Source organism: Pseudomonas fluorescens Q2-87 (genome assembly GCF_000281895.1).
GTDB classification, from domain to species: domain Bacteria; phylum Pseudomonadota; class Gammaproteobacteria; order Pseudomonadales; family Pseudomonadaceae; genus Aquipseudomonas; species Aquipseudomonas fluorescens_S.
This window is the reverse complement of sequence record NZ_CM001558.1, coordinates 4,443,669-4,469,605: the sequence shown is the minus strand read 5'-3', so window position 1 is coordinate 4,469,605 and position 25,937 is coordinate 4,443,669. Positions and strand designations below refer to the sequence as shown.

The window sequence follows — 25,937 nt, the reverse complement described above, 5'->3', positions numbered from 1 at the left end:
CAGTCCAAGCGCTTCGAAGCTCAAAGCGCTTTGGGACCAGGTGACGCGCAGGTTACTTTTTGCCCAGGCTGATCTGCTTGGACGGGCCGAATGTCTGGCCGCTGACGCCTTTGGCAATTTGCTGGATCTCGCCGCCGGACTTGAGGAACGCAGCGATCTGGTCGTTGATCGACTCGCTGGTTTCAACGGCTGGAGCTGGCTTTGCTTTGCTGTTGGATGCTTTTACGCGCATGACGGCCATTAACCTGTAGATAATTAATTGGGCCAGGCATAGTACAGGAAATACTTGACAATAGCTTGGCAAATATCCTCCTGAATTATTCGTGCCCACGATTGATGCAGCGCCGATTTATGCTGCAATTATTGCCTAACCCACTGTTTTAAATAACAACCTCAGAAAAAACCTGGCGCCGATGGCACGCGGTACGAACCGCTATCTGGCTGACGAATGGCCGGGCACTGACCAAAAACCCAGGAAAATCAATGGCTGCGCTGGGCTTGCCTGGCAAACCTTGCCGGCAGCCACGAATCGCACGGCAAAACCGGGTAGAATGCCGCCCACGCAATGAGGGTATTGGAAATGGCTTTAGTCGGGCGCTACAACAGTTTGCAAGTGGTTAAACACACTAACTTCGGTTTATATCTGGATGGCGGTGCGGATGGCGAGATCCTGCTGCCCAATCGTTATATCCCCAAGGATATTCCCAGTGAAGATGAAGATTGGCTCAATGTTTTCATTTATCTGGACAGCGACGACAAACTGATCGCAACCACAGAGAAACCAAAAGTCCAGGTCGGTGAATTTGCCAGCCTGAAAGTGGTTGAAGTCAACAGCATCGGTGTGTTCCTGGACTGGGGCCTGCCCAAGGATCTGTTGCTGCCGTACTCCGAAGAAAAGCGTCAGATGAGCGCAGGCGAATACTGTGTAGTGCACGTCTATCTCGACAAACACACCCGCCGCATTACCGCCACGGCGCGCCTGGATCGTTATCTGGACAAGACGCCGGCCAACTACACGCCGGGCCAGGAAGTCGATTTGCTGGTTGCCGAAGCCACCGACATGGGCTTCAAGGCGATCATCAACAACAAGCACTGGGGCTTGATCCACAAGAACGAAATCTTCAAGTTCATGCGTGCCGGCAAACAGGAAAAAGGTTTCATCAAGGAAATCCGTCCGGACGGCAAGATCAGCCTGAGCCTGCAGCCGGTGGGCCAGGAAGCCGCCACCAGCCTCAACGCCAAGATCCTCGCCAAGTTGCGCGAGAACAACGGCACCCTCCCGGTCAGTGACAAGAGCGACCCGGTGCTGATCAGCAGCCTGTTTGGCGTGAGCAAGGGCAACTTCAAGAAAGCCATTGGTGCGCTGTACAAGAATGGGCAGATTGTCATTCATGCCGATCGCATCGAATTGAGCTAACTGCACACAATTCCTGTGGCGAGGGAGCTTGCTCCCGCTGGGCTGCGAAGCAGCCCCAAACCAGGTGCACTCAATCCAAGCTGACACACCGAGGTGGCATGTTCGAAGGGGCCGCTTCGCGCCCCAGCGGGAGCAAGCTCCCTCGCCACAGGTTGACCTTCGCTGTATACAAAATCCTGCACCTTTAGCATGCACCCGCGCCCTTTTCGTGGGCGCATGCCTGCTCTTGCCCGGCTTTAACCGTCGCTGCACACCCCGGCTTGTCTCACATTTAGCCGCTATGGCACGCATTCTGCGTAGCAACGCGTATACAAACCATGCCGGCTCCCGTGCGCAGTATGGTGAGCAGGTCGACCCGGGGGCACGGCGGTACTCAAAAGGAGCCCCGCAATGTCCGAGCAATTGCCCAACGGCTACAGCCCCCGCCTCTATAACGAAGACCTGGGCCCGCTGCCGCAGAAATGGAATTGGTACAACATCTTCGCGTTCTGGATGAGTGATGTGCACAGCGTCGGTGGCTATGTGTTTGCCGCCAGCCTGTTTGCGTTGGGGTTGGCGAGTTGGCAGGTGTTGATCGCCTTGTTGGGTGGGATCTGCATTGTGCAACTGATCGCCAACCTGGTGGCCAGGCCGAGCCAGCAAGCGGCGGTGCCGTACCCGGTGATCTGTCGGCTGGCGTTCGGGGTGTTCGGGGCGAATATTCCTGCGGTGATCCGCGGCTTGATCGCCGTGGCGTGGTACGGGATTCAGACGTACCTGGCCTCCAGCGCGCTGATCATTGTGGTACTGCGGTTTTTCCCGGCAATGGAAGTTTATGCGACGCCACATTTTGCCGGTTTGTCCTACCTGGGTTGGTTCGGTTTCCTCAGCCTATGGTGCGTACAGGCCTTGGTGTTCTGGACGGGGATGGAGTCGATCCGTCGCTTTATCGACTGGGCCGGGCCCGTGGTGTACGCCGTGATGTTTTTGCTGGCCGGCTGGATTGTCTGGAAGGCCGGTTGGAGCAACATCAGCTTCACCCTGGCGGAAAAGTCGCTGTCCGGCTGGCAGGCGTTCGGCCAGGTGATCGTGGCGACGGCGCTGGTGGTGTCGTACTTTTCCGGCCCGACCCTGAATTTCGGCGATTTCAGCCGTTATTGCCGAAGCATGTCTGACGTGCGCCGGGGCAATTTCTGGGGGCTGCCGGTGAATTTCCTGGCGTTCTCCCTGGTGACGGTGGTGATTGTGTCCGGGACCTTGCCGGTGTTTGGTGAAATGCTCCATGACCCGATCGCCACCGTGGCGCGTATCGACAACAATGTGGCCGTGTTGTTAGGCGCCTTCGCTTTTGTGACCGCCACCGTCGGCATCAACATTGTCGCCAATTTCGTGTCCCCGGCCTTTGACTTCGCCAACGTCGCCCCCAGCAAGATCAGCTGGCGCGCCGGGGGCATGATCGCCGCCGTGGCATCGGTGTTCATCACGCCGTGGAACCTGTTCAACAATCCTGAAGTGATTCACTACACCCTGGACGTGCTGGCGGCGTTTATCGGCCCGTTGTTCGGCATCCTGCTGGTGGATTATTACCTGATCAAAAAACAGCAGATCGACGTGGATGCGCTGTTCAATGACGGGCCGAGCGGGCGGTATTACTACAGCGGCGGCGTCAATTGGACCGCCGTGAAGGCGTTGCTTCCGGCGACGCTGATGGGCGTGGCGATCACCTTCACGCCCGTGCTGCAACCGATGGCCAATTTCGCCTGGTTCACCGGTTGCTTCCTCGGCGGGGTGTTGTATTTCGCCTTGGCGCGACGCGAGCCGGCCACGCTCCTCGACAAAACCCTCAGCGCTGCCGGCCAGGCCTGATCAGCGCAGGGCGGTTTGGCTGCATCGGCTCGCCGCGCCTTGCTGGACGGGCCGCAGCAGCAAGCCGCCGGCCAGTACCAAGCCACTGCCGGCAACGATCAGCGCCGGCTGCAAGCTACCGTTGAAATGGCTGCTCAGCGCCGCCAGCAGCGGGCCGCTGAGCTGGCCCACGGCAAAGCAGGCGGTCAACAGCCCGGCGTTGCGCTGGGTGGCGTGGGGAGCCAGTTCCCGGGAGCGCTGCATCACCAGTTGCATGCAAGCCAGGAACGGCGCGCCACACAGGATCACGCCCAGCGCCAGGCCCGGTCCGCTGCCCAGCAGGCAGGCAAATACGCCGGCGGCTTGCAGCCAAAGCGTGCCGATGAGCCAGTATGCTGTGGTGTTCGAGGCCGGCCGCCGCAAGCTCACCAGCAGCACGCCGATGGCGGCGGCCAAGCCGAAGCAGGGCCAAAAGAGGTCCGCCTGCCATTGGCCGTGGAACTGCGCCGAGGCCATTTGTGAGAGGAACGTCGCTGGAATGATGTAACCCACGCCGTACAAGGCGTACACCACGCCGAGCCGGGCGATGCCACGGTTTGGCGAAGAGGTGGGCGGCGCCGCCACAGCTACCGCCGCGGTTGCACTGGTTTGCGGCAGGATTGGCAAAATCATCAGCAACATCGCCAAGGCCACGCCGGCATACACCAGCCACAAAATCGCGGAACGCTGGCCCAGCAGGTTCGATCCCAGGGCGAGCAAACCCGTCAGGAAAATCCCCAGCCCCGGGCCGGCAAACACCAGTGCGCCGAGCCGTGGCCGTCCGGCCGCCGCTGCCAAAGGTTGGCTGAGGGCCGTGATCATCACCAGCACCCAGGCGCTCGCCACCCCGGTCCCGAAGCGCAGCGCCAGATGCGGCCAGAATCCCCACGCCCAGAACGATGCCAGGGTCAGCAGCACACAGAGCCACAGGCCGCCTAGCAGTCGTCGGCGCACCTGTTCCGGACGACGGGCGAACATGGCGTCCAGCGCGCCGAGGAAATAGCCCAGGTAGTTGGCGGCGGCAATCAGACCGGCGGCGGTCAAGTCGATCTGACCTTCGCCGATCAAATGAGGTAACTGGGGCGTCAGGGCAAAACGGCCGATGCCCATGGCCATCATCAGTGCGATGAAGCTGCCGAGCAGACGAATAAGAGGTGACATAGTCGTTCTCCAGCATTGAGGCGAATGACCGTCAGGCTAGGACTGATTGACTTTCATTAAAAATGAATAATAGTGAGTAACTTGTTCTTTTTTGGAGAAGGTTATGGAGTTCAGCCAACTGCGGATATTCCAGGCTGTGGCCGAGGAAGGTTCCATCACCCGGGCCGCCGAGCGCTTGCACCGGGTGCCGTCGAACCTGTCGACCCGGCTGAAGCAGCTTGAAGAGCAATTGGGCGTGGATCTTTTCCTGCGCGAGCGTCAGCGTTTGCAGTTGTCACCGGCGGGAAAAGTCCTGTTGGACTACGCGACCAAGCTTTTCGCCTTGCATGACGAAGCCCACGCGGCCGTGCAGGGTGGGCAACCCGCCGGCGATTTTGTGCTGGGCACGATGTACAGCACGGCGGCGATTCATTTGCCGGATCTGCTGGCCGGTTATCACCGCGCGTATCCGGCGGTGAATTTGCAAGTGCAATCCGGGCCCAGCGGTGAGTTGCTCGAAGGCTTGCTGACCGGCCGTCTCGATGCCGCGCTGGTGGACGGTCCGCTGGAACTGGCGGGGTTGGATGGCGTGCCGCTCTGTGACGAGCGCTTGGTGCTGATCACCGAGGCCGATCATCCGCCGGTGCGCAGCGCTTTGGATGTGCAGGGGCGTTCGGTGTTCACCTTTCGCCAGGGCTGTTCGTACCGCATGCGGCTGGAGGCCTGGTTTGCCCATGACCATGCGAGCATGGGCCGGGCGATGGAGATTGAGTCCTACCCGGGGATGCTGGCGTGTGTGATCGCCGGGTCCGGGGTGGCGCTGATGTCCGAGTCGATGCTGGCCAGCCTGCCAGGCCGCGAGCGAGTGGCGGTGCATCCGCTGGCGGAGCCGTTTGCCAGCGCGACGACATGGTTGATGTGGCGCAAGGGCATGGTCGGGGCCAACCTGAACGCTTGGATCGAATTGCAACAACAGGCTTGGCCGCGAGCGCCCCTATTGGCGGCAAAATCGGCTTGAACTCCCGGCGTTGGATTTGGATCAATTCAGTAACAGATCATTGCAAACACAGACGAGCATTGCGTAGCACATCGGACTATGATCAGAGCGAAGGGGCCATAGCATTCTGCCGCTCGTACCACCCTGAGGGGGCACCACGATGAAAGAGAAAATCCAGAACTGGCTTCACGACCTCGGTGTCGCGCTTGGCCTGATCGAACCGCCACTGCAACCGGTGCCGATCCGCACGGATGACGAACAACGTCGCCGCCAGCCGCGTCGTCGGTAAATACACCCGAATATTGGAGAGATCGCAGTCTTCGACCGTTTCAAACGAGACGGCCGAAGACTGCGATCTTTATTTTGTATGCAATCTTTGGCGAGGGAGCTTGCTCCCGCTGGGCTGCGAAGCAGACCCCAATCAGCTCCTCCGTCCTTTCTGACACACCGAGGCGCCTGGCTTTGGGCGCGCTACGCGCACCAGCGGGAGCAAGCTCCCTCGCCACGGGTACTGCGTCGTACCGGTTAGATCGCCTTCGCCACCACATTCGCACGCGGCGACAACACGCTCACCAGCACAAAACTCACCAGCGCCACGCTCAGGCTGTAATAGATCGGCGTGTTGGCGTCCAGGCCGTCCTTGAACATGAAGAGCAGCGCGGTCAGGAAGCCCAGCGACATGCTGGTAATCGCACCGGCGGTGGTGGCGCGTTTCCAGTAGATGGCCCCGATCAGCGGAATCAGCATGCCGCCCACCAACAGGTTGTAGGCCAGGGTCAGGGCACTGATGACATCACTGACCACCAGGGCGATAACCAGTACCACGGCGCCCATCAACAAGGTGGCGATACGGTTTTCATGAACGTCGCCACTGCCGCTTTCCCGGCCGTTGCGCAGACGCGGCAGCAAGTCCTGGACCACCGTGGTGGATGCTGCCAGCAGGCCAGCCGCGGCGGTGGACATCAGGGCCGCCAGGGCCGCGGCGATCACCAGCCCACGAATGCCGCTGGGCAGGCTGGTCTGCACCACGCTGGCGAAGGCGTTGTTGACGTTTTCCAGGTCCGGCAGCAACACCTTGGCGGCCATGCCGATCAACGCGCCCGCCAGGCCGTACAGCACGCAGTACAGGCCGGCGGCGGTGCCGGCCACTTTGGCCACGCCTTCGCTGCGGGCGGTGAACACGCGTTGCCAGATGTCCTGGCCGATGAAGATGCCGAAGAAGTAGATCAGGAAGTAGGTGAGGATGGTGTCCCAGCCAATCGCGGTGAAATCGAAATAGCTGGCCGGCAACGCCGCCACCATCGCATTCCAGCCGCCCGCGTCGTTGATGGACATCGGCATCAGCAGGAACACCAGGCCAACGGTCATGATCAAGAATTGCACGATGTCGGTGAGGGTCAGCGACCACATGCCGCCGATGGTGGAATACAGCACGACGACACCGCCGCCCACCAGGATCGAAACCCAGAAGGGCAGGCCGAACAGCACCTGCATTACGGTGCCGATGGCGATGGTCGAGGTGGCGCCGATCATCAGCGCGTAAACCAGCATGATCAGTGCGCTGGCTTGACGAGCGGCCGGGTTGTAGCGGCGCTCCAGCACCTGGGTCACGGTGTAGATTTTCAGTTTGAGCAACGGCTTGGCGAGGAACAGGCTCAGGCCAACGATGCCCAGGCCGATGGCGCCACACAGCCAGAAGCCGGAAATGCCGTGGACGTAGCCCAGGCGCACGGTGCCGATGGTGGACGCGCCACCCAGGACGGTGGCCGCCATGGTGCCCAGGTAAAAGCCCGGGCCCAGGTTGCGCCCGGCCACGAGGTAGTCGTCACGGGTCTTGGCGCGGCGCATGCCGTACCAGCCCAGGGCGATCATGCCGGTGGCGTAGAGAAGAACGACGATTAAATCCAAAGCCATGATGAGGGTCTCCGATTGTCTTTTTTATAGTGAGGGCGGCTGATTGATGCCCTTGTGGCGAGGGAGCTTGCTCCCGCTCGACTGCGCAGCAGTCGCGATTAAGGGCTGCGTTGCAGCCCAGCGGGAGCAAGCTCCCTCGCCACATATATTTCGTTGGCTCAGGTCAGGCGGTCTGTCTGAGGGAGGCTTTATCGATAGGCACCGAAAAGTCCTTGCTACGCGGATCCTGCGGCCCATACACCGCCGCCGGCTCTGGGAACAGCCCAAGCAGCACCAGGTACACCAGCGAAGCCAGGCCCAGGGTCACCGGCAGGCTGATGTCGATGCCGCCGGCCAGCTCGCCCAGCGGCCCGACGAACTGCCCCGGCAAGTTGACGAAGCACAGTCCGACCAATGCGCTGGGGATCCACGCTCCCAGGCCGCGCCAGTTCCAGCCGTGGCTGAACCAGTAGCGTCCACCGGTTTCACCACGGGTGAACACTTGCAGGTCGTCGGGGCAATAGAAGCCGCGTCGCACCAGCAGGCCGATGATCATGATCACCATCCACGGTGTGGTGCAGGTGATGATCAGCACGGCGAACGTCGACACGCTCTGCACCAGGTTCGCGGCGAAGCGCCCGATGAAGATGAAGGCAATCGACAGCAAGCCGATCAGCAACGTCGCCTTGACCCGCGACAGGACCCGAGGGAACACGCTGGACATGTCCAGACCGGTGCCGTACAGCGACGTGGTGCCGGTGGACATGCCGCCGATCACGGCAATCAGGCACACCGGCAGGAAGAACCAGCTCGGCGAAACCGCCAGCAATCCGCCCACATAGTTGTTGGCGGCGATGTAGTCCGGCGCCTTGATCGCGACGATGGTGGCGGTAGCGAGGCCGAACAGGAACGGGATCAACGTCGCCAGTTGCGCGGCAATCACCGCCAGCATGATGCGGTGCTTGGGCGTGTTGCGCGGGATGTACCGCGACCAGTCGCCAAGGAACGCGCCGAAGGAAATCGGGTTGCTCATGGCCACCAGCGCCGCGCCGATGAAAGCGGCGTAGAAGCCCGGTTGGCCGAGGCTGACCGTGCCGGCGAACTGGCTGTCGAAGGTCGGCGCGAAGGCCAGGATGCCCAGCAAGAACAGCAGGCTGGCGGCCCATACGGCGATGCGGTTGACCCACAGCATGAAGCGAAAGCCATAGATGCACACCGTCAATACCAGCAGGGCGAACAGGCCGTAGGCCAGGCCCAGGCTCAGGTCGGTTTCCGGGACGCCGACCAGCCGCTTGGCGCCGCCGATCAATGCGTCACCCGAGCTCCATACCGAGAGCGAGAAGAACGCGATGGCGGTCAGCAGCGACAGGAACGAACCGACGATCCGCCCGTGCACGCCAAAGTGCGCACCGGAAGACACCGCGTTGTTGGTGCCGTTGAGCGGGCCGAACAGGCCCATGGGGGCGAGGATGATCGAACCGACCAACACGCCCAGCACAATTGCCCAGACGCCCGCCTGGAACGACAGGCCGAACAGCACCGGGAAACTGCCGAGTACGGCGGTGGCGAAGGTATTGGCGCCGCCGAAGATCAGGCGAAACAGGTCTCCCGGGCCGGCGGTTCGTTCGTGGTCCGGTATCTGTTCGACGCCGAAGGTTTCGATTTGCGTAAGGCCGTTGTCGTTATTGTTATTCATGATCTGCTCCGATCATCGAGGCGCGCCCATCGAATGTGAGCGTCGCCTGTTTTGGCTAAGGGGGTGGCAGCCCTTCCGGCATTGCGGACAAATGTTCGTGGCAGGCCAGCCATAGGCCTTGTTGTTCTTGGCGAAACACAATGGTTTCGCGCTCCTGGCTAAAGTGTCGCTCCCCTTGCATGCGCAGCTCGGTGGCTACGTCATGGATGAAAATCGCCACGTCACCTTGGAGGCTGACGAAGGCGTTGCACGAGGTGCAGTTGAGCACCTCGAAGCCATCCTCGGACCGCCAGCGATCCCACAACGCTTGGTAGGCGTCACGGGACAGCAAGGGCTGTTCGAGGGTGTAGAACACGAAACTCGCATCCGCGGTGAACGCGCCGAAGTAGGCGGCGCGGTCATTGCGGGCGAAGGCCGACACCAGTTCGGCGGCGGCGTGTAGAACCTGCTCCTGTTCGTTCATGGGCGCACCTCAGCGATGAACCACGCCGGGCAGTACGCAGAGCATCTCGTACAGCAGGTTGGCGCCCAGCAGCGAGGTATTGCCGGTGGTGTCGTACGGCGGCGAGACTTCTACCAGATCGCAACCGACCAGGTCGAGGCCCTGGCAACCACGGACGATTTCGATCGCCTGGATGGTGGTCAGGCCACCGATTTCCGGAGTGCCGGTGCCAGGAGCCCAGGCTGGGTCAATGCCGTCGATATCAAAACTCAGGTACACCGGTCCGCCGCCGACTTTCTCCCGCACTTCGGCCATCAGCGGGGCCAGGGATTTGTGCCAGCACTCTTCGGCCTGGACCACACGAAACCCCTGGTTGCGGCTCCAGTTGAAATCATCGGCGGTGTAGCCCTGGGCCCGCAGGCCGATCTGCACCACGCGGTCGCAGTCGAGCAGGCCTTCTTCCACGGCGCGGCGGAAGGTGGTGCCGTGGGCGATCTTCTCGCCGAACATGTGATCGTTCACGTCGGCGTGGGCGTCGATGTGCACCAGGCCGACCTTGCCGTGTTTCTTGTGGATGGCGCGCAGGATCGGCAGGGTGATGGTGTGGTCGCCGCCCAGGGTCAGGGGGATGACGTTGTGTTCGAGGATCTTGTGATACGACTCTTCGATGATCCGCACCGCGTCCAGCAAGTTGAAGGTGTTGATCGCCACGTCACCGATGTCCGCCACCGACAAGGAGTCGAACGGCGCGGCGCCGGTAGCCATGTTGTAGGGGCGGATCATCACCGATTCGGCGCGGATTTCGCGCGGCCCGAAGCGGGTGCCGGCGCGCAGGGAGGTGCCGATGTCCAGCGGCACGCCGACGAACGCAGCGTCCAGGCCGGCAGCGGTTTGCAAATGGGGGAGTCGCATCATGGTGGCGATGCCGCCGAAGCGCGGCATTTCGTTGCCGCCCAGTGGTTGGTGAAGAATCTTGTCCACGGGTAGGGCCTCATCGTTGTTTTATTTATCAGGGGCCGATTCTGCGAAAAGCCGTTGCGGTGAAGAATCGCTGGGGGCAAATACTTAGTTCAGATTTTTCTAAACTAATGGCGGGCGGGGCGATAGACTCCCAATCAGTGCAGTACTCCGTGTGGCCTGGTGGACGTGGTGCCCCTGTGACGAGGGAGCTTGCTCCCGCTGGGCAGCGAAGCGGCCCCAAAACCATTCACCTCGGTGAGTCAGACAAACTGCGTCGCCAGGGTTTGCGACGGCTGCGCCGCCGAGCGGGAGCAAGCTCCCTCGCCACATAGGCCTCTGCAACTCCATACATCCAGCGTTCAGGAGCATCTGATGGCCAACGCTCTACCCGACCTGAAACTGCTGCGCATTTTCGTCAGCGTGGTCCGGCATCAGGGGTTCGCCAATGCCCAGCACGAACTCAACCTGTCCACGTCGGCCATCAGCACTTACATGAGCCAGTTGGAATCGGCCCTCGGCCTGGTGCTGTGTCATCGCGGCCGAGGCGGGTTCAGCCTGACCAGCAAGGGCGAGTTGTTCCATCAGGAAACCCTGCGCCTGTTGGGCGAGCTCGAAGGCTTCGAGCAATACGCCGCAGCGCTCAAGGGCGAATTGCGCGGTACGCTGAACCTGGGGGTGATCGACTCCACCGTCAGCGACAAAGCCCTGCCGTTCGCCGAGGCCATCGGCGCCTACAGCCAGGAACATCCAGCGGTGCACCTGCACCTGTCGGTCATGAGTCCTTATGAGTTGCAACTCGGCGTGCAGGACAACCGTCTGGACCTGGCCATCGGTGCGTTTTCCACGCGCATGAGCGGGCTGGTCTACATGCCGCTGTACCGCGAGCAACACTGGTTGTATTGCAGCAACCGCCACCCGCTGTTCAACGAGCGGCGCATTCCCGAACAAGTCATTACCCAGCAGCGCATGGTCGGGCGCGGTTACTGGAGCCAGGCCGAACTGGCCCGCCATGGCTTCAAGCACAGCGCGGCGACGGTGGAAAGCATGGAGGCGCAACTGATCCTGGTGCTCTCAGGCGCCTACGTCGGTTACCTGCCCGAGCACTACGCCCAGGCCTGGGTCGACAAGGGCGATTTGCGCGTGCTGTTGCCGGCGACCTTCGGTTACCAGGCGCCGTTTTCAATGATCGTGCGCCGTGGCCGCAGCCGCGAACCGTTGATCCAGACGTTCCGTGATTTGCTCAAAGCTCAACTGAATCAGGCCTGACCATGTCCAGAATCCAATGCCCGCGCTGCCAGCGACCGCAAAGCCATTGCCTCTGCCCGTTGATCCCCAGCCTCGACAGCCGCACCCGAGTCTTGCTGTTGCAGCATCCCAGCGAAGTGAACCATGCCTTGAACACTGCCCGACTGGCAGCCCTGGGGCTCAACAATGCCGAGTTGATCGTGGGCGAGGTGTTCGAGGATTTGCCTGGGTTGCTCAATCAACCGGGTTATCAGGCGCGCTTGCTGTTTCCGGGTGAAGACGCGCAACCGATGCAGGCCTATGCCCCCTCGGATGATCCACTGCTATTGGTCGTGCCCGACGGTACCTGGCGCAAGGCGCGCAAGCTGCTGCACCTCAATCCGCTGCTGGCGGCGTTGCCGAGGGTGACCCTGGCCGAAGGTGGCGTGTCCCGTTACCGCTTGCGCAAGGCGCCGGGGCCGGGGGCGTTGTCGACGGTGGAAGCGATTGTCCAGGCGTTGCAGACCCTAGAGGCGCCGATCAGTTTTGAGCCTTTGCTGAGGCCATTCGAGGCGTTGATCGAGGGGCAGATCGCGGCGATGGGGGAGGAGGTTTTTCGGCGTAATCATGCTGAAAAATGAGGTTGTTCTTGCGGGCCTCTTCGCGAGCAAGCCCGCTCCCACAATGGATCTGCGACGGACATGAATTTTCGTACACAGGAGATCAAATGTGGGAGCGGGCTTGCTCGCGAAGGCGGCCTATCAAACAACGAATTTTTCCGAGGATATCAACGCTCGCGCATCGCCTCGGTCCGCGCCTTCAACACCGGCTTGAGCAGATAATCCAAGACACTTTTCTGCCCGGTAATAATGTCCACCGTCGCCACCATCCCCGGGATGATCAGCAACGGTTTGGCATCCCCGCCCAAGTGGTTTTTATCGGTGCGCACCTGGATCAGATAGAAGCTGTTGCCCTTGTCGTCGGTGATGGTGTCGGCGCCGATCAGTTCGAGTTTGGCGCTGAGCCCGCCGTAGATCGTGTAGTCGTAGGCGCTGAACTTGACCATGGCTTTCTGGCCCGGGTGCAGGAAGGCCACGTCCTGGGGGCGGACCTTGGCTTCGATCAGCAGGTTGTCTTCCAGGGGCACGATTTCCAGCATGTCGCTGCCTGGCTGCACGACGCCGCCGATGGTGTTGACCTTCAGTTGCTTGATCACGCCATGCACGGGCGAGACCACCGTGGTGCGAGTCACGCGGTCGTCGATGGCGATGCTCGATGCCGTGATTTTCGACAGTTCGGTGCGTTTCTCGTTGAGGTCCTTGGCCGCGTCGGAGCGGAAGGTCTGTTCCGATTCGTCGATCTTGCTCTTGATTTCATTGATCGCCGATTCGGCCCGTGGGATGGCCAGGGTCGTGGCATTGAGCGAGCCGCGAATCTCCACGGCGCTGCGTTTGAGCCGCAGGATTTCCACCGGTGACACCGCCCCGGTGCCGACCAGCGGCGCGGACATGTTCATTTCTTCCTGAAGCAATGCCAGGGCGGAACTGAACTGGCCTTGCTTGGAGCGAAACTCCGCGAGCTCCTGGGTCTTCTGCCGCAGTTGCTCGGTCAGGGTCCGTTGTTCGCTGGCCAGGCGCCGCTGGCGTTGTTCGTACAGGGAGCGCTCGTCCTCGGCCACTTGCGGGGCCTTGGCGATCACCTCCGCCGAAAGCTTGAAGGGCCGCCCCTCGGCTTCGGCCGACAGGCGCTCGACCTGAGCAGTCAAGGCATAGCGGTCGGCTTCGCTTTCGCCCTTGTTCGATTGATACCGCGTGTCGTCCAGGCGCAGCAGGGTGTCGCCCTTGTTCACCATCTGGCCTTCACGGACGAAAATCTCGGTGACGATGCCGCCCTCCAGGTTCTGGATCACCTGGACCTTGCTCGACGGAATCGCCTTGCCTTCGCCCGTGGTGACTTCCTGCAAGACGGCCAATTTGGCCCACACCAGCCCGGTGATGATCAACCCGGCCGCCAGCCATACGGTGACGCGCGAGCGGCGGGGCGAGTCCTGTAACGCAGCGCCGGCGGTTTCCGGCATGAACTCGCTCTCGGCGCTTTTACTGAAACTGCCGAAGTAGCTTCGGGCGACTGGATCCGGTGCTTGAGCAGACATGGAGCGATACCCGTTGGTTAAAGGAAATAAAGCCGGTCGTAGCTTTTGTGGCGAGGGGATTTATCCCCGTTGGGGCGCGAAGCGGCCCTAAAACCTGAAAGCTCGGTGTGCCAGGGAAATGGTATTGGGGCTGCTTCGCAGCCCAACGGGGATAAATCCCCTCGCCACAAGGGATATGTGGTTGTTTCTAAACCGCCGCAGACCCCACCCGTCCCTTGCGCAATGCATCGATAACCACATCTTTGGGCCCATCCGCCACGATTCGGCCGTTATCCAGCACCACCAGACGGTCCACCAGGCTCAGCATCGAAGTTCGGTGGGTGACCAGCAGCACCGTCTTGCCTTGCACGTAGGTATGGAGTTTCTGCCGCAAGGCGTCTTCGCTGCTGTTGTCCATGGCGCTGGTGGGTTCGTCCAGCAGCAGGATCGGCGGGTCGAGCAGCAGGGCGCGGGCCAGCAGCACGGCCTGGCGTTGGCCGCCGGACAGCAATTGCCCACGCTCGCCCACCGGGCGGTCAAAGCCTTGGGGATGCTGGCGGGCCAATTCGGTCACCCCAGTCATTTGCGCCACTTCGAGCATGCGCCCGTCGCTGACATAGCAGGCGCCGAGGGTGAGGTTGTCCCGAAGGCTGCCGGCCAGCAGCGGCAGGTCATGGGCGACATAGCCGATCTGTTGGCGCAGGTCGGCGACATCCAGTTGCCGCAGGTCCAGGCCATCGAGCAATAACTGGCCTTCCTCCGGTGCATAGAAGCCCATCACCAGGCGCGCCAGGGTGCTTTTGCCCGAGCCGCTGCGGCCGATGATGCCGACCCGTTCGCCGGGCTTGAGGCTGAAGCTGACGTTATCCAGTGCCGCTGCGTTCTGGCCGTTGTAGTGGAAGGTCACGCCGTTGACGTCCAGTGCACCCTGCAATTGAGTGCGATCCAGGGGCCGCTGCTTGGGATCGCGTTCCTGGGGCAAGGCCATCAAGGCATCGGTGCTGCGCATGGTGAGCTGGGCTTGCTGGTAACGGGTGATCAGCCCGGCGATCTGCCCGAGCGGAGCCAGCACGCGGCTGCCAAGCATGTAGGTGGCCACCAGCGCGCCGACGCTGAGGTTGCCGGCGATGATGCTGTAGACGCCAGCTACGATGGTTGCCATGCCCGCCAGTTGTTGCAGGAACAAGGTGCCGTTGGTCGCCAACGCCGAGAGGTTGCGCGCATGGCTGTCCAGGCGGGTGAGGGCGCCATGGGTGCTTTCCCATTGGTGCTGGCGTTCGCTTTCGGCGCTGCAGGCCTTGAGGGTTTCCAGGCCGCCGAGGGTTTCGATCAATAACGCTTGGCGCTGGGCACCGAGGGCGAGGCTTTTTTGTACGGTGTCGCGCAGGCGTATCTGGATGATCATGGCGAAGACAATCGTGATGGGAAACGCCACCACCGGAATCACTACCAGCCAGCCGCCCAGCAGGCCGATCACTACCAGCATCAGCAGGGCGAAGGGCAGGTCGATCAGGCTGGTGAGGGTCACCGCCGTGAGAAATTCACGCAGGCCTTGGAAGTCGTGGATGCTCTGGGCGAATCCGCCGATGGTCACCGGCTTGGCTTTCATCGCCATGCCGGTGATGCGTTCGAACAGAGTGGCGGAAAGAATCACGTCGGTTTTCTTGCCGGCCGTGTCCAGCAGGTGCGCACGCACCACCCGCAATACCAGTTCGAAGCCAGTGCCGATCAACAGCCCCACGGCCAGCACCCACAGGGTTGAGGTGGCCTGGTTCGGTACCACGCGATCGTAAGTCTGCATCACGAACAGCGGCACCATCAGCCCCAACAGATTGATCAGGAAGCTCGCCAGGATCGCGTCGCTGTAGAGCCAGCGCGACAGTTTCAAGGTGTCGCGGAACCACGCCTCGACCCGCGGCACCAGGGGCGAACGCAGGTCTTCGAGTTCATGGCGTGGCCGGGCGAATAACGCCTGGCCACTGTAATCGGCGGTCAGTTCCTCGCGGCTGACCCATTGTTCGCCGCCATCGGCTTCGCTGGGCAGGATCAGCGCCTTGCCGTCCTCGCCCCAGCGCCGCAACACCGCGCAGCGGCCTCCCGCCAGGATCAACATCACCGGCAGGTTGAGCGGCGAAATGTCGCCCAGGTCGCGGCGCAGCAATCGCGCCTGCAAACTGGCCCGGGCCGCTGCGCGCGGCAGCAGGTCCAGGCTCAGACGTTGGTGCGCCATAGGAAGCCCGGCGCTGAGGCTGGCACGACTGGCTGTCGCGCCATGGAGTTTGCAGAGGATCAACAGTCCGTCCAGCAAGGGATCATCGAAATTCAGGCGCGGGTCGGCGCCGGGCGTTGCGGGTTCCATGCTGGTCACGTTGATCGCTCCCACTTTTTTTGGCGGGGCTACTTCAGTTCGGGCAGCCGTGCTTGGTTTTTGACTTCGGTCTGGGCGATTGCGTCGGCCGGCAGCACGATCCGTTGTTTGTGCAACAGCAGGCCCATGTTCGCCAGCACCCGGTACATCGAGTATTCCTCGGTGTAACGCACCTCGGTGTAGCGACGGTTAGCGTTGTACAGCTCGTTTTCGCTGTCGAGCAGGTCGAGCAGGGTCCGTTGGCCGAGGCCGAACTGGTCCTGGTACGCCGCGCGCACGCGGGCGGTGGTGTCGGCGTATTCGCGCGCGGTGGGGGTCTGCTTGCGGGCGTTGGTCATCGCGTTCCAGGCCAGGCGCGTGTCTTCGTTGAGCTGGCGCAGGGCGTTGTTGCGGATGTCCATGGCCTGGTTGATCTGATGCGCATTGGATGCCAGCCGCGCCTTGTCGCTGCCGCCGCGCAGCAGGTTGTAGTTCATCACCACACCGACCCGCCAGTTGTTGTCATGGCCTTCTTCGCCGCCGATGTTGTTGTTGGCGCCTACCGCCGCCTCGGCGTCGAAACGCGGATAGAACGGCGATTTGGCTACTTCATACTGGCTTTCGGCGGACTGTATGTCGGCCTGGGCCGATTTCAGGTACGGGTTGTTATCCACCATGCTTTGCTGGGCTTCGCGCAAGTCAGCAGGAATTTCGCCTTTGGTCGAGGGCGGTGCTTCCAGTTCATCGGGCATGCGCCCGACCACGCTGTAGAAGTTTGCCTCGGCGTCGGCCAGGTCCACTTCGGCGGTATCGAAGTTGTTTTCCGCCAGGGCCCGACGGGCATTGGACTGGTCGGAGTCGGCATTGCTGCCCACGCCGCGCTGGGTACGCAGGCCGATCTGGTCGTTGACCCGCAGGTGCGCTTGCAGGTTGTTCTTGGCCAGGGTCACCAGTTCGCGGCGCTTGAGCACCTCCAGGTACACCTCGATGGTGCGCAGCGCCAGATCCTGAGCGGTGCCTTGGGCGTAATAGGCCCGGGAATTGACCACCCCCTTGGTGCGCTCCACTTCATTAGCCGTGTTGAAGCCGTCGAAGATCATCTGCCGCAGGCGCAGCTCCGACTGGGTGTAAGTGAGGATATTGGTGTGATGGTTGCCCAGCGCCCGGGTATTGGTGTTGTCGCTGTAGCCGCGACCATAACCAGCGTTCAAGTCCACCGACGGGAAAAAGCCACCCCTGGCGACCTTGACGTCTTCATTGGCCGACAACCGACTGTCTACCCGTTGTGCCAGCTCCGGGTGAGTCGCGATGGTGCTCTGGATCGCTTCGGTCAATGACATGGCCTGCGCCTGAGAAGAGCAGGCCATGGCCAGCAAAACCGCGCTGCAGAGGGGGGTTAGAACGCGCATGGGGTGCATCTCCTTGGTCCGTAGTGCTTGGCTGTCGCCAAAATATTGACGTAAAAAAGATCAAAACCGTTTCAACCTTGTAACAACACAGCTAAGAACATTCTAGAGAAAGCCTAAGAAGAATTTCTCATAACAGTTATGCCGAAAAAAACTTATGCCCTAGGAAAAAACCGGCACATTGTTCAAAGCGAAACCCTTTCAATTGGCGGGTTCTGACGGCTTTCAGACGTCAAATAAAAGTTCCATTCATATTTCGAAGCGATGTGAAGAAGTGCCGAACGGGCGAGGAAAAGGGCGATTTAGAGCGACGGTTTTTTGTCGGTGTGGCAAACAGCTAGCGTTTCTTGCCCAGTCAAAGCTGGCAGATTTTCCAGCATTTTTTATCGCCGAACGAAGCACGGATTCTTCACCCAGACAGGTGCCGACTGCGGTTGGCAACGGAGGAAAGGCACATGGCAGCGCTCATCGGTACCGTCAGCAAAGTGGTAGGTCAGGTTTTCGCAGAAGCGGCCGGTGGTTTGCGGCGGCCCCTGGTTGAGGGCGATCGGCTCTATGCCGGTGAACACCTGGTCACCGGTGCCGAAGGGGCCGTGGCGGTGCATCTGCAGAACGGCCAGTCGTTGACGCTGGGTCGCGGAAGCGATCTGACCCTCACTCCTCAGTTGCTCGCCAACCATGCGCCCCATGTCGACACACAGGACGCTGCAGCTCCCAGTGATGCGCAACTGACCGATGTGCAGAAACTGCAACAAGCCATCGCCGCCGGTGCCGACCCGACCCAGACCGGCGAAGCCACCGCTGCCGGCCCCGGTGCCGGTAACGCAGCGGGAGGATTGGGCGGCGGTCACAGTTTCGTGCTGCTCGAAGAAGTCGGCGGGCAGGTCGATCCGCTGATCGGTTTCCCCACGGCCGGGTTCAACGGGATTCCCGAATTCCCAGTGCTGCGCCTGGCGGCAGAGCCGGACAACGGCAATGACGCAACCGTACCGCCAGTGACCCCGCCAACGCCGGATAACCCTGTGACCCTTGATGGGGTAAATGTGGAAGGCGGTGAACTGACCACCAACGAGGCCAACCTGGCCGATGGTTCGGCCAGCAATCCTGGGGCGTTGGTGCAAAGCGGTACTTTCACCGTCTCCGCTCCCGACGGGCTGAGCAGCCTGAGCATCGGTGGCATCAGCGTCATCGCCGGCGGCGTACCCACGGGGTTTCCTCAATCCGTCACTTCGGCGCTGGGCAATACGTTGACCATCACCGGTTATAACCCTGCTACCGGCGTGGTGAGCTACAGCTATACCCTGACGGACAATGAAACCCATCCTGCAGGCGGCGGTGCCAACAACATCACCGAACAATTCCCGGTTGTGGCAGTCGACACCGACGGCGATACCGCCACCGGTACCCTGGACGTCAACATTACCGACGACGTGCCCCAGGCGATCGATGACAGCCACGCCAGCACGGCCTCTGAAACCCTGGTTACGCTCACTGGCAATGTATTGACCAATGACCACCAAGGCGCCGATCGTATTCCTGTCGGGCCCGACAGCGGGCCGATCATCGGCGGGACGTTCACCGGCACCTACGGCACCCTGGTGCTCAACCCCAACGGCACGTACACCTACACCCTTAATACCAGCGATCCACAATTCGTCGCCTTGCACGGTGGTGGAAGTGGAACCGAAACCTTCACCTACACCCTGACCGATGCCGATGGCGACACCAGCACCGCCAATCTGGTGCTGCAAATCCACAACAACGATGACCCAGTGGTGTTGGTGGGCCTGGACTCTGAGGGCGGTGAGCTGACGGTCCAGGAGAAAAACCTCAGCGACGGCAGCAGCCCCGATGCGCCAGCGCTGACCCAAAACGGCACCTTCACCGTGACGGCGTTGGATGGCGTGCAGACCTTGAGCGTCGGTGGCATCAACGTCGTCACTGGCGGTGTGGCCGCCGGTTTCCCTCAATCGATCACCACGGCGTTGGGCAACACGCTGACCGTTACTGGCTACAACGCCACCACCGGCGTGGTGAGCTACAGCTACACCTTGCTGGACAACGAAGCCCATCCAAACGCCAACGGCGCCAACAGCCTCAGTGAGCAATTCGCGGTTGTGGTCACCGACGACAACGGCACCACCGCCAACGGCAACCTCGACGTGAACATCGTCGACGACCTGCCAAAAGCCGTGGACGACAGCAACGCCAACACCGCCTCGGAAACCCACCTGACCCTGACCGGCAGTGTGCTGACCAACGACACCCAAGGCGCCGACCACGTCGCCTCCGGTCCGATTACCCCCGGCACGTTCACCGGCACCTACGGCACCCTGGTGCTCAACGCCGACGGCTCCTACACCTACACCCTCAACACAGCCGATGCCGACTTCAAAGGCCTGCACGGCGGCGGCAATGGCAGCGAAACCTTCACCTACACCCTGACCGATGCCGATGGCGACACCAGCACCGCCAACCTGGTGCTGCAAGTCCATAACAACGACGACCCAGTGATCATCACCGGCCTCGACACCGAAGGCGGTGAGCTGACGGTCCAGGAAAAAAACCTCAGCGACGGCAGCAGCCCCGATGCGCCAGCGCTGATTCAAAACGGCACCTTCACCGTGACGGCGCTGGATGGCGTGCAGACCTTGAGCGTCGGTGGCATCAACGTCGTCACTGGCGGTGTGGCCGCCGGTTTCCCTCAATCAATCACCACGGCGTTGGGCAACACGCTGACCGTCACAGGCTACAACGCCACCACCGGCGTCGTGAGCTACAGCTACACCTTGCTGGACAACGAAGCTCATCCGAACGCCAACGGCGCCAACAGCCTCAGTGAGCAGTTTGCGGTTGTGGTCACTGACGACAACGGCACCACCGCCAACGGCAACCTCGACGTGAACATCGTCGACGACCTGCCAAAAGCCGTGGACGACAGCAACGGTACCGCCTCGGAAACCCACCTGACCCTGACCGGCAGCGTGCTGACCAACGACACCCAAGGCGCCGACCATGTCGCCTCCGGCCCAATCACGTCCGGCACGTTCACCGGCACCTACGGCACCCTGGTGCTCAACGCCGACGGCTCCTACACCTACACGCTCAACAGCGCCGATGCCGACTTCAAAGGTTTGCACGGCGGTGGCAATGGCAGCGAAACCTTCACCTACACCCTGACCGATGCCGATGGCGATACCAGCACCGCCAACCTGGTGCTGCAAGTGCACAACAACGATGACCCAGTGATCATCACCGGCCTCGACACCGAAGGCGGTGAGCTGACGGTCCAGGAAAAAAACCTCAGCGACGGCAGCAGCCCCGATGCGCCGGCGCTGACCCAAAACGGCACCTTCACCGTGACGGCGCTGGATGGCGTGCAGACCTTGAGCGTCGGTGGCATCAACGTCGTCACTGGCGGTGTGGCCGCCGGTTTCCCTCAATCAATCACCACGGCGTTGGGCAACACGCTGACCGTTACTGGCTACAACGCCACCACCGGCGTCGTGAGTTACAGCTACACGCTGTTGGACAACGAAGCCCATCCAAACGCCAACGGCGCCAACAGCCTCAGCGAACAATTCGCGGTTGTGGTCACTGACGACAACGGCACCACCGCCAACGGCAACCTCGACGTGAACATCGTCGACGACCTGCCAAAAGCTGTGGACGACAGCAACGGTACCGCCTCGGAAACCCACCTGACCCTGACCGGCAGCGTGCTGACCAACGACACCCAAGGCGCCGACCACGTCGCCTCCGGCCCAATCACGCCCGGCACGTTCACCGGCACCTACGGCACCCTGGTGCTCAACGCCGACGGCTCCTACACCTACACGCTCAACAGCGCCGATGCCGACTTCAAAAACCTGCACGGCGGTGGCAATGGCAGCGAAACCTTCACCTACACATTGACCGATGCCGATGGCGATACCAGCACCGCCAACCTGGTGCTGCAAGTCCATAACAACGACGATCCAGTCGTCATCACTGGCCTCGACACCGAAGGCGGTGAGCTGACGGTCCAGGAGAAAAACCTCAGCGACGGCAGCAGTCCCGATGCGCCGGCGCTGACCCAAAACGGCACCTTCACCGTGACGGCCCTGGACGGCGTGCAGACCTTGAGCGTCGGCGGCATCAACGTCGTCAGCGGCGGTGTGGCGGCGGGTTTCCCTCAATCGATCACCACGGCTCTGGGCAACACCCTGACCGTTACTGGCTTCAACGCCACCACCGGCGTGGTGAGCTACAGCTACACCTTGCTGGACAACGAAGCCCATCCAAACGCCAACGGCGCCAACAGCCTCAGTGAGCAATTCGCGGTTGTGGTCACCGACGACAACGGCACCACCGCCAACGGCAACCTCGACGTGAACATCGTCGATGACCTGCCTACCGCTCATGCCGACTCCGCTTCAGTGGATGAGGGCGGGACAGTCAGTGGCAATGTTCTGAATAACGACGTGGGCGGTGCCGACGGGCCAGCCGCGAGCGGCGCGGTCATTGGCGTGCGCGCCGGCAGCGACACGTCGACGCCGGCGAACGGCGGCCTCAACACCCAGATCAACGGCACCTACGGTTACCTGACCCTGGATGCCAATGGCAACGCGATCTACCACAGCAACCCCGATAGCGTCAGCGCACCGGGCGCCACCGATGTGTTCACCTACACGGTGCGTGATTCCGATGGAGATGAAAGCACTACCACCATCACCATCGATGTTCACGCCAGTTGCCTCGTCGCCACTTCCGATCAGGAAGTCATCGTCTACGAAAAAGCCCTCGACCTGAACAAGGACGGCCAGGACCTGGCCCCTGGCACCGTCACTGGCAGCAACCCGAGCGCTACCAGCGAAACCGCCACCAGCAGCCTCGCCGGCTCGGTCAGCGGTGCCGTCGGCGCAGTCACCTTTGCCTTGGTGGGCAGTGCCACCGGAGCCTATGGTCAACTGCTGCTTCATCCTGACGGTTCCTACACCTATACGCTGACGTCACCCGCGACAACGACCCCCAGCGCCAACGATGGGCCGAACGTCCTGACTGAAAGCTTTACCTATCAAGCCACGGATTCGCTCGGCAACACCGCCACCAGCACCATCGTTATCAACATTGTCGACGACGCGCCGACGGCCCATGCCGATTCCATCTCGGTGGTGGAGGGCGGGACGGTCAATGGCAATGTACTGGGTAACGACGTGTTGGGTGCCGACGGTGGCGTGGTCATCGGCGTGCGTGCCGGCAACGACACATCGACTTCGGCGAGCGGCGGCCTGAACACCCAGATCAACGGCACCTACGGCTACCTGACCCTGGACGCCAACGGCAACGCGGTCTATCACAGCAACCCGAACACTGTCGGCGCACCGGGTGCCACCGATGTGTTCACCTACACGGTGCGTGATTCCGACGGGGACGAAAGCACCACCACCGTCACTGTCGATGTCCACAACAGTGTGCTTGTCGCTCAAACCGATCATGACATCACCGTCTACGAAAAAGCCCTGGACCTGACCCAGGACGGCCAGGACCTGGCCCCTGGCACCGTCACCGGCAGCGACCCGGGCGCCACCAGCGAAACCGCCACCGGCAGTCTTGTCGGTTCGGTCACCGGTGCCACTGGCGCCGTGACTTTCACCCTGGTGGGCAACGCCACGGGTGCCTACGGTCAGCTATTGCTTCACCCGGACGGCTCCTACACCTACACCCTCACTTCACCCGCCACGACGACGCCCAATGCCAATGATGGGCCGAATGCGCTCAGTGAAAGTTTCACCTACAAGGCCACCGATGCTTCGGGCAACAGCGTCACCGGCAGTCTGGTGGTGAGCATCGTCGATGATGTGCCCAAGGCTGTCGCATCCGAGCGTTCGGTGACGGCGGTGGAGATCGACTCGAACCTGCTGATCGTCCTCGATGTGTCTGGCAGTATGGCCGACGATTCAGGCGTGCCGGGGCTCTCGCGCCTGGACCTGGCCAAGCAGGCCATCAGCGCCTTGCTGGATAAATACGATGACCTGGGGGATGTGAAAGTCCAACTGGTGACATTCAGCAGCAGCGCCACCGACCGGAGTTCTGTGTGGGTGGATGTGGCCACCGCCAAGACGCTCCTCACAAGCCTGTCGGCGGGCGGCGGCACCAACTACGACGCGGCAGTGGCGGCGGCCAAGACCGCGTTTGTCACATCCGGGCAACTGACTGGGGCGCAGAACATCGGCTACTTCTTCTCCGACGGCAAGCCCACCTCGGGCCAGGAAACCGGTACCGCAGACGAGGCGGCGTGGAAGGCGTTTCTCGACGCGAACGGCATCAAGAACTACGCCATCGGCCTGGGCAGCGGTGTCAGCAACACCAACCTCGACCCGCTGGCCTATGACGGCAGCACCCACACCAATACCAACGCGGTGGTGGTCACCGACCTGAACCAGCTCAACTCGGTACTCTCCGGCACCGTGCAGGGCGCGCCGGTCACCGGCAACCTGCTCGGCGAGGGCGGTTCGTTCGGCGCCGATGGCGGGTTCGTCAAGAGCCTGGTGGTCGATGGCACCACGTACAGCTACAACCCGGCGGCCAACGGCGGCCAAGGCGCGCTGACCGCCAGCGGCGGGGTCAACCACGGCACCTTCAATACCGTAACCAATACAGTGAGCATCGCCACCGACCACGACGGCACCCTGGTGGTCAATCTGGACACGGGCGCGTTCAGCTACACCTCGCAGACCGCCACCAGCACCTTGATCACCGAGACTATCGGCTACACCGTCAGCGACAACGATGGCGACCTGGCCAGTTCCACCCTGGTGGTCAAGGTCGTTCCCAACAGCCCGCCTGTGGCGGTCGATGACAACGTCATTACCAACGTGCTGTCGGGCAACATCGTGGTACCGGGGGAGCTGTTGCTCGGAAACGACAGCGACGCCAACGGCGATCCGCTCACGGCGTCGCCCACCAGCTTCAATACGGGTTGGGTCGCCAAAGGTGCGGACTTCACCGGCAGCACCGGCACCGCCAGCTTCACCGGCAACAATGTCCAGTCGATCAACCTCAATCGCAGCGCTTTTGTCGCCAATACCGCGGCCATGACGGCGGTCCTGGTGGTCAGCGGCGCGCTGGGGGCGGTTTCCAACAATAACGTCAATGATGAAGACCGGCTCAACATCAGCCTCAAGCAGGGCGAAACCCTTACCCTGGATCACAACTTGGCGGCCGGGCATATCACTCTGGAATATTCCCTCAATGGCGGGCCTTTCATCGCCATCGCCGATGGCGCCTCGTTTACGGCCGCAGCCGACGGGGACTACCAGATCCACGTCACCAACATTGCCAATGCCAGCGGCGGCAACCCCAACGGCGCGGAAAACTATCAACTGACCATGACCGTCAATTACGCTGGCGCCCATGACATCACGCCGGATTACCACGGTACCTACACCACCAGCGACGCCCATGGCGGCAGCGACAGCGCAGCGGTGGGCATCAGCTACCAGGCGGGGAATACCCTGACGGGCACTTCCGGGGACGACGTGCTGCTGGCCGGCAACGGTGACAACGTCCTCAACGCCGGCGACGGCAACGACATACTCAGTGCAGGCTCGGGCAACAACACCTTGCACGGGGGGGCAGGCAATGACTTGCTCTACAGCGGCACGGGCAACGACCTGCTCGATGGCGGCACGGGCACCGACACGGCCAGCTACGCGCACGCCGGTTCGGCCGTCACGGTGAACCTCGGCCTGTTGGCTGCGCAGAACACCTTGGGCGCTGGCACCGATACGCTGAGCAGTATCGAAAACCTCGTGGGTTCGAACTTCAACGACACCCTCACCGGCGACGGGGCCAGCAACCGCATCGACGGCGGCCTGGGTCATGACGTGCTCAACGGTGGCGGTGGGGATGACCTGCTGATCGGCGGCCTGGGCAACAACACCCTCACCGGAGGCAGCGGCGCCGACACCTTCCAGTGGCAGGCCGGCAACAGCGGCCATGACGTAATCACCGACTTCACGCTGGGTACCGATAAACTCGATCTGTCACAGCTGTTGCAGGGGGAAAACGGCAGCGCCGCATCGCTGGACGACTACTTGCACTTCACCGTCAGTGGCAGCGGGGCGTCGGTGATGACCAGCATCGATATCAGCGCCGTTGCTGGTGCCACGGCGAACCAGACCATCGACCTGGCCGGCGTCAACCTCGCCAGCCACTACGGCGTCACGCCAGGGGCGGGCGGGATGATTGCAGGCGGGGCGGACACGGCCACCATCATCAACGGGATGTTGAACGATCATTCGTTGAAGGTGGACACGGTTTGAGGTGAGTTGAAACGACAAAACCCGCCATCTCCAGTCTGGATGTGGCGGGTTTTGTTCGTTTGGCGAAAACAAGTCTGTGGGCAGGCCCGCCGCTTTCTGAAGGCAGGAAGGCCCT

At 61.9% G+C, this 25,937-nt stretch carries 16 protein-coding genes; 7 read left to right on the top strand and 9 right to left on the bottom strand.

The annotated features are described in order from the left end of the window. Window positions 1-52: 52 nt before the first annotated feature. Window positions 53-241 (bottom strand): hypothetical protein, encoded by a 189-nt coding sequence (locus PFLQ2_RS08235; RefSeq protein ID WP_018607615.1) that lies wholly within the window; start codon window positions 239-241, stop codon window positions 53-55. A gap of 339 nt (window positions 242-580) precedes the next feature. Between PFLQ2_RS08235 and PFLQ2_RS08240 the strand changes: the two genes are divergently transcribed. Continuing rightward, window positions 581-1,417, top strand: a complete 837-nt coding sequence (locus PFLQ2_RS08240; protein WP_033046200.1) for a CvfB family protein — start codon at window positions 581-583, stop codon at window positions 1,415-1,417. A gap of 390 nt (window positions 1,418-1,807) precedes the next feature. Continuing rightward, window positions 1,808-3,262, top strand: coding sequence for an NCS1 family nucleobase:cation symporter-1 (locus tag PFLQ2_RS08245; protein WP_003184151.1), 1,455 nt, complete (start codon window positions 1,808-1,810; stop codon window positions 3,260-3,262). On the opposite strand, the gene PFLQ2_RS08250 is transcribed toward PFLQ2_RS08245, so the two are convergent. Next, window positions 3,263-4,441, bottom strand: a complete 1,179-nt coding sequence (locus tag PFLQ2_RS08250; protein WP_003184150.1) for an MFS transporter — start codon at window positions 4,439-4,441, stop codon at window positions 3,263-3,265. 103 nt (window positions 4,442-4,544) lie between these two features. Between PFLQ2_RS08250 and ptrR the strand changes: the two genes are divergently transcribed. Next, entirely contained in the window at window positions 4,545-5,438 is an 894-nt protein-coding gene (ptrR, locus tag PFLQ2_RS08255; RefSeq protein WP_003184149.1) for a putrescine utilization regulator PtrR, read from the top strand. 139 nt (window positions 5,439-5,577) lie between these two features. Then, window positions 5,578-5,706, top strand: coding sequence for a PA1414 family protein (locus tag PFLQ2_RS30850; RefSeq protein ID WP_003184145.1), 129 nt, complete (start codon window positions 5,578-5,580; stop codon window positions 5,704-5,706). A gap of 236 nt (window positions 5,707-5,942) precedes the next feature. On the opposite strand, the gene PFLQ2_RS08260 is transcribed toward PFLQ2_RS30850, so the two are convergent. The 4 genes from PFLQ2_RS08260 to speB all read right to left on the bottom strand — a co-directional run bounded on the left by PFLQ2_RS08260 (window position 5,943) and on the right by speB (window position 10,429). Continuing rightward, entirely contained in the window at window positions 5,943-7,331 is a 1,389-nt protein-coding gene (locus PFLQ2_RS08260) for a sodium:solute symporter (protein WP_003184140.1), read from the bottom strand. 163 nt (window positions 7,332-7,494) lie between these two features. Then, window positions 7,495-9,009, bottom strand: coding sequence for a purine-cytosine permease family protein (locus PFLQ2_RS08265; RefSeq protein ID WP_192814267.1), 1,515 nt, complete (start codon window positions 9,007-9,009; stop codon window positions 7,495-7,497). Window positions 9,010-9,061: 52 nt separating this feature from the next. Beyond that, the gene (locus PFLQ2_RS08270; RefSeq protein WP_003184136.1) at window positions 9,062-9,469 is read right to left on the bottom strand and encodes a YybH family protein; all 408 of its coding nucleotides are present in this window, start codon (window positions 9,467-9,469) and stop codon (window positions 9,062-9,064) included. Window positions 9,470-9,478: 9 nt separating this feature from the next. Further along, on the bottom strand, window positions 9,479-10,429 hold the full coding sequence (gene speB, locus PFLQ2_RS08275) for an agmatinase (RefSeq protein WP_003184135.1): 951 nt from the start codon (window positions 10,427-10,429) through the stop codon (window positions 9,479-9,481). Between the two features lie 351 nt (window positions 10,430-10,780). Here speB and PFLQ2_RS08280 point away from each other — a divergent pair, with 351 nt between their 5' ends. After that, window positions 10,781-11,674: a LysR family transcriptional regulator gene (locus PFLQ2_RS08280; protein WP_003184133.1), complete on the top strand. Its 894-nt coding sequence runs from the start codon at window positions 10,781-10,783 to the stop codon at window positions 11,672-11,674. A 2-nt stretch (window positions 11,675-11,676) separates the two neighbouring features. Then, complete coding sequence (locus tag PFLQ2_RS08285; RefSeq protein WP_003184131.1) at window positions 11,677-12,273, top strand: tRNA-uridine aminocarboxypropyltransferase; 597 nt, start codon at window positions 11,677-11,679, stop codon at window positions 12,271-12,273. Between the two features lie 146 nt (window positions 12,274-12,419). Here the strand turns inward: PFLQ2_RS08285 and PFLQ2_RS08290 are convergent, their stop codons facing one another. From PFLQ2_RS08290 to PFLQ2_RS08300, 3 genes are all read right to left on the bottom strand, one after another. After that, the gene (locus tag PFLQ2_RS08290; RefSeq protein ID WP_003184129.1) at window positions 12,420-13,784 is read right to left on the bottom strand and encodes an HlyD family type I secretion periplasmic adaptor subunit; all 1,365 of its coding nucleotides are present in this window, start codon (window positions 13,782-13,784) and stop codon (window positions 12,420-12,422) included. Between the two features lie 187 nt (window positions 13,785-13,971). Beyond that, window positions 13,972-16,131, bottom strand: coding sequence for a type I secretion system permease/ATPase (locus tag PFLQ2_RS08295; RefSeq protein WP_033046198.1), 2,160 nt, complete (start codon window positions 16,129-16,131; stop codon window positions 13,972-13,974). 29 nt (window positions 16,132-16,160) lie between these two features. Beyond that, window positions 16,161-17,519, bottom strand: coding sequence for a TolC family outer membrane protein (locus tag PFLQ2_RS08300; RefSeq protein WP_003184125.1), 1,359 nt, complete (start codon window positions 17,517-17,519; stop codon window positions 16,161-16,163). A gap of 452 nt (window positions 17,520-17,971) precedes the next feature. Between PFLQ2_RS08300 and PFLQ2_RS08305 the strand changes: the two genes are divergently transcribed. Then, complete coding sequence (locus PFLQ2_RS08305; RefSeq protein WP_003184123.1) at window positions 17,972-25,822, top strand: retention module-containing protein; 7,851 nt, start codon at window positions 17,972-17,974, stop codon at window positions 25,820-25,822. The last annotated feature ends 115 nt before the right edge of the window (window positions 25,823-25,937 follow it).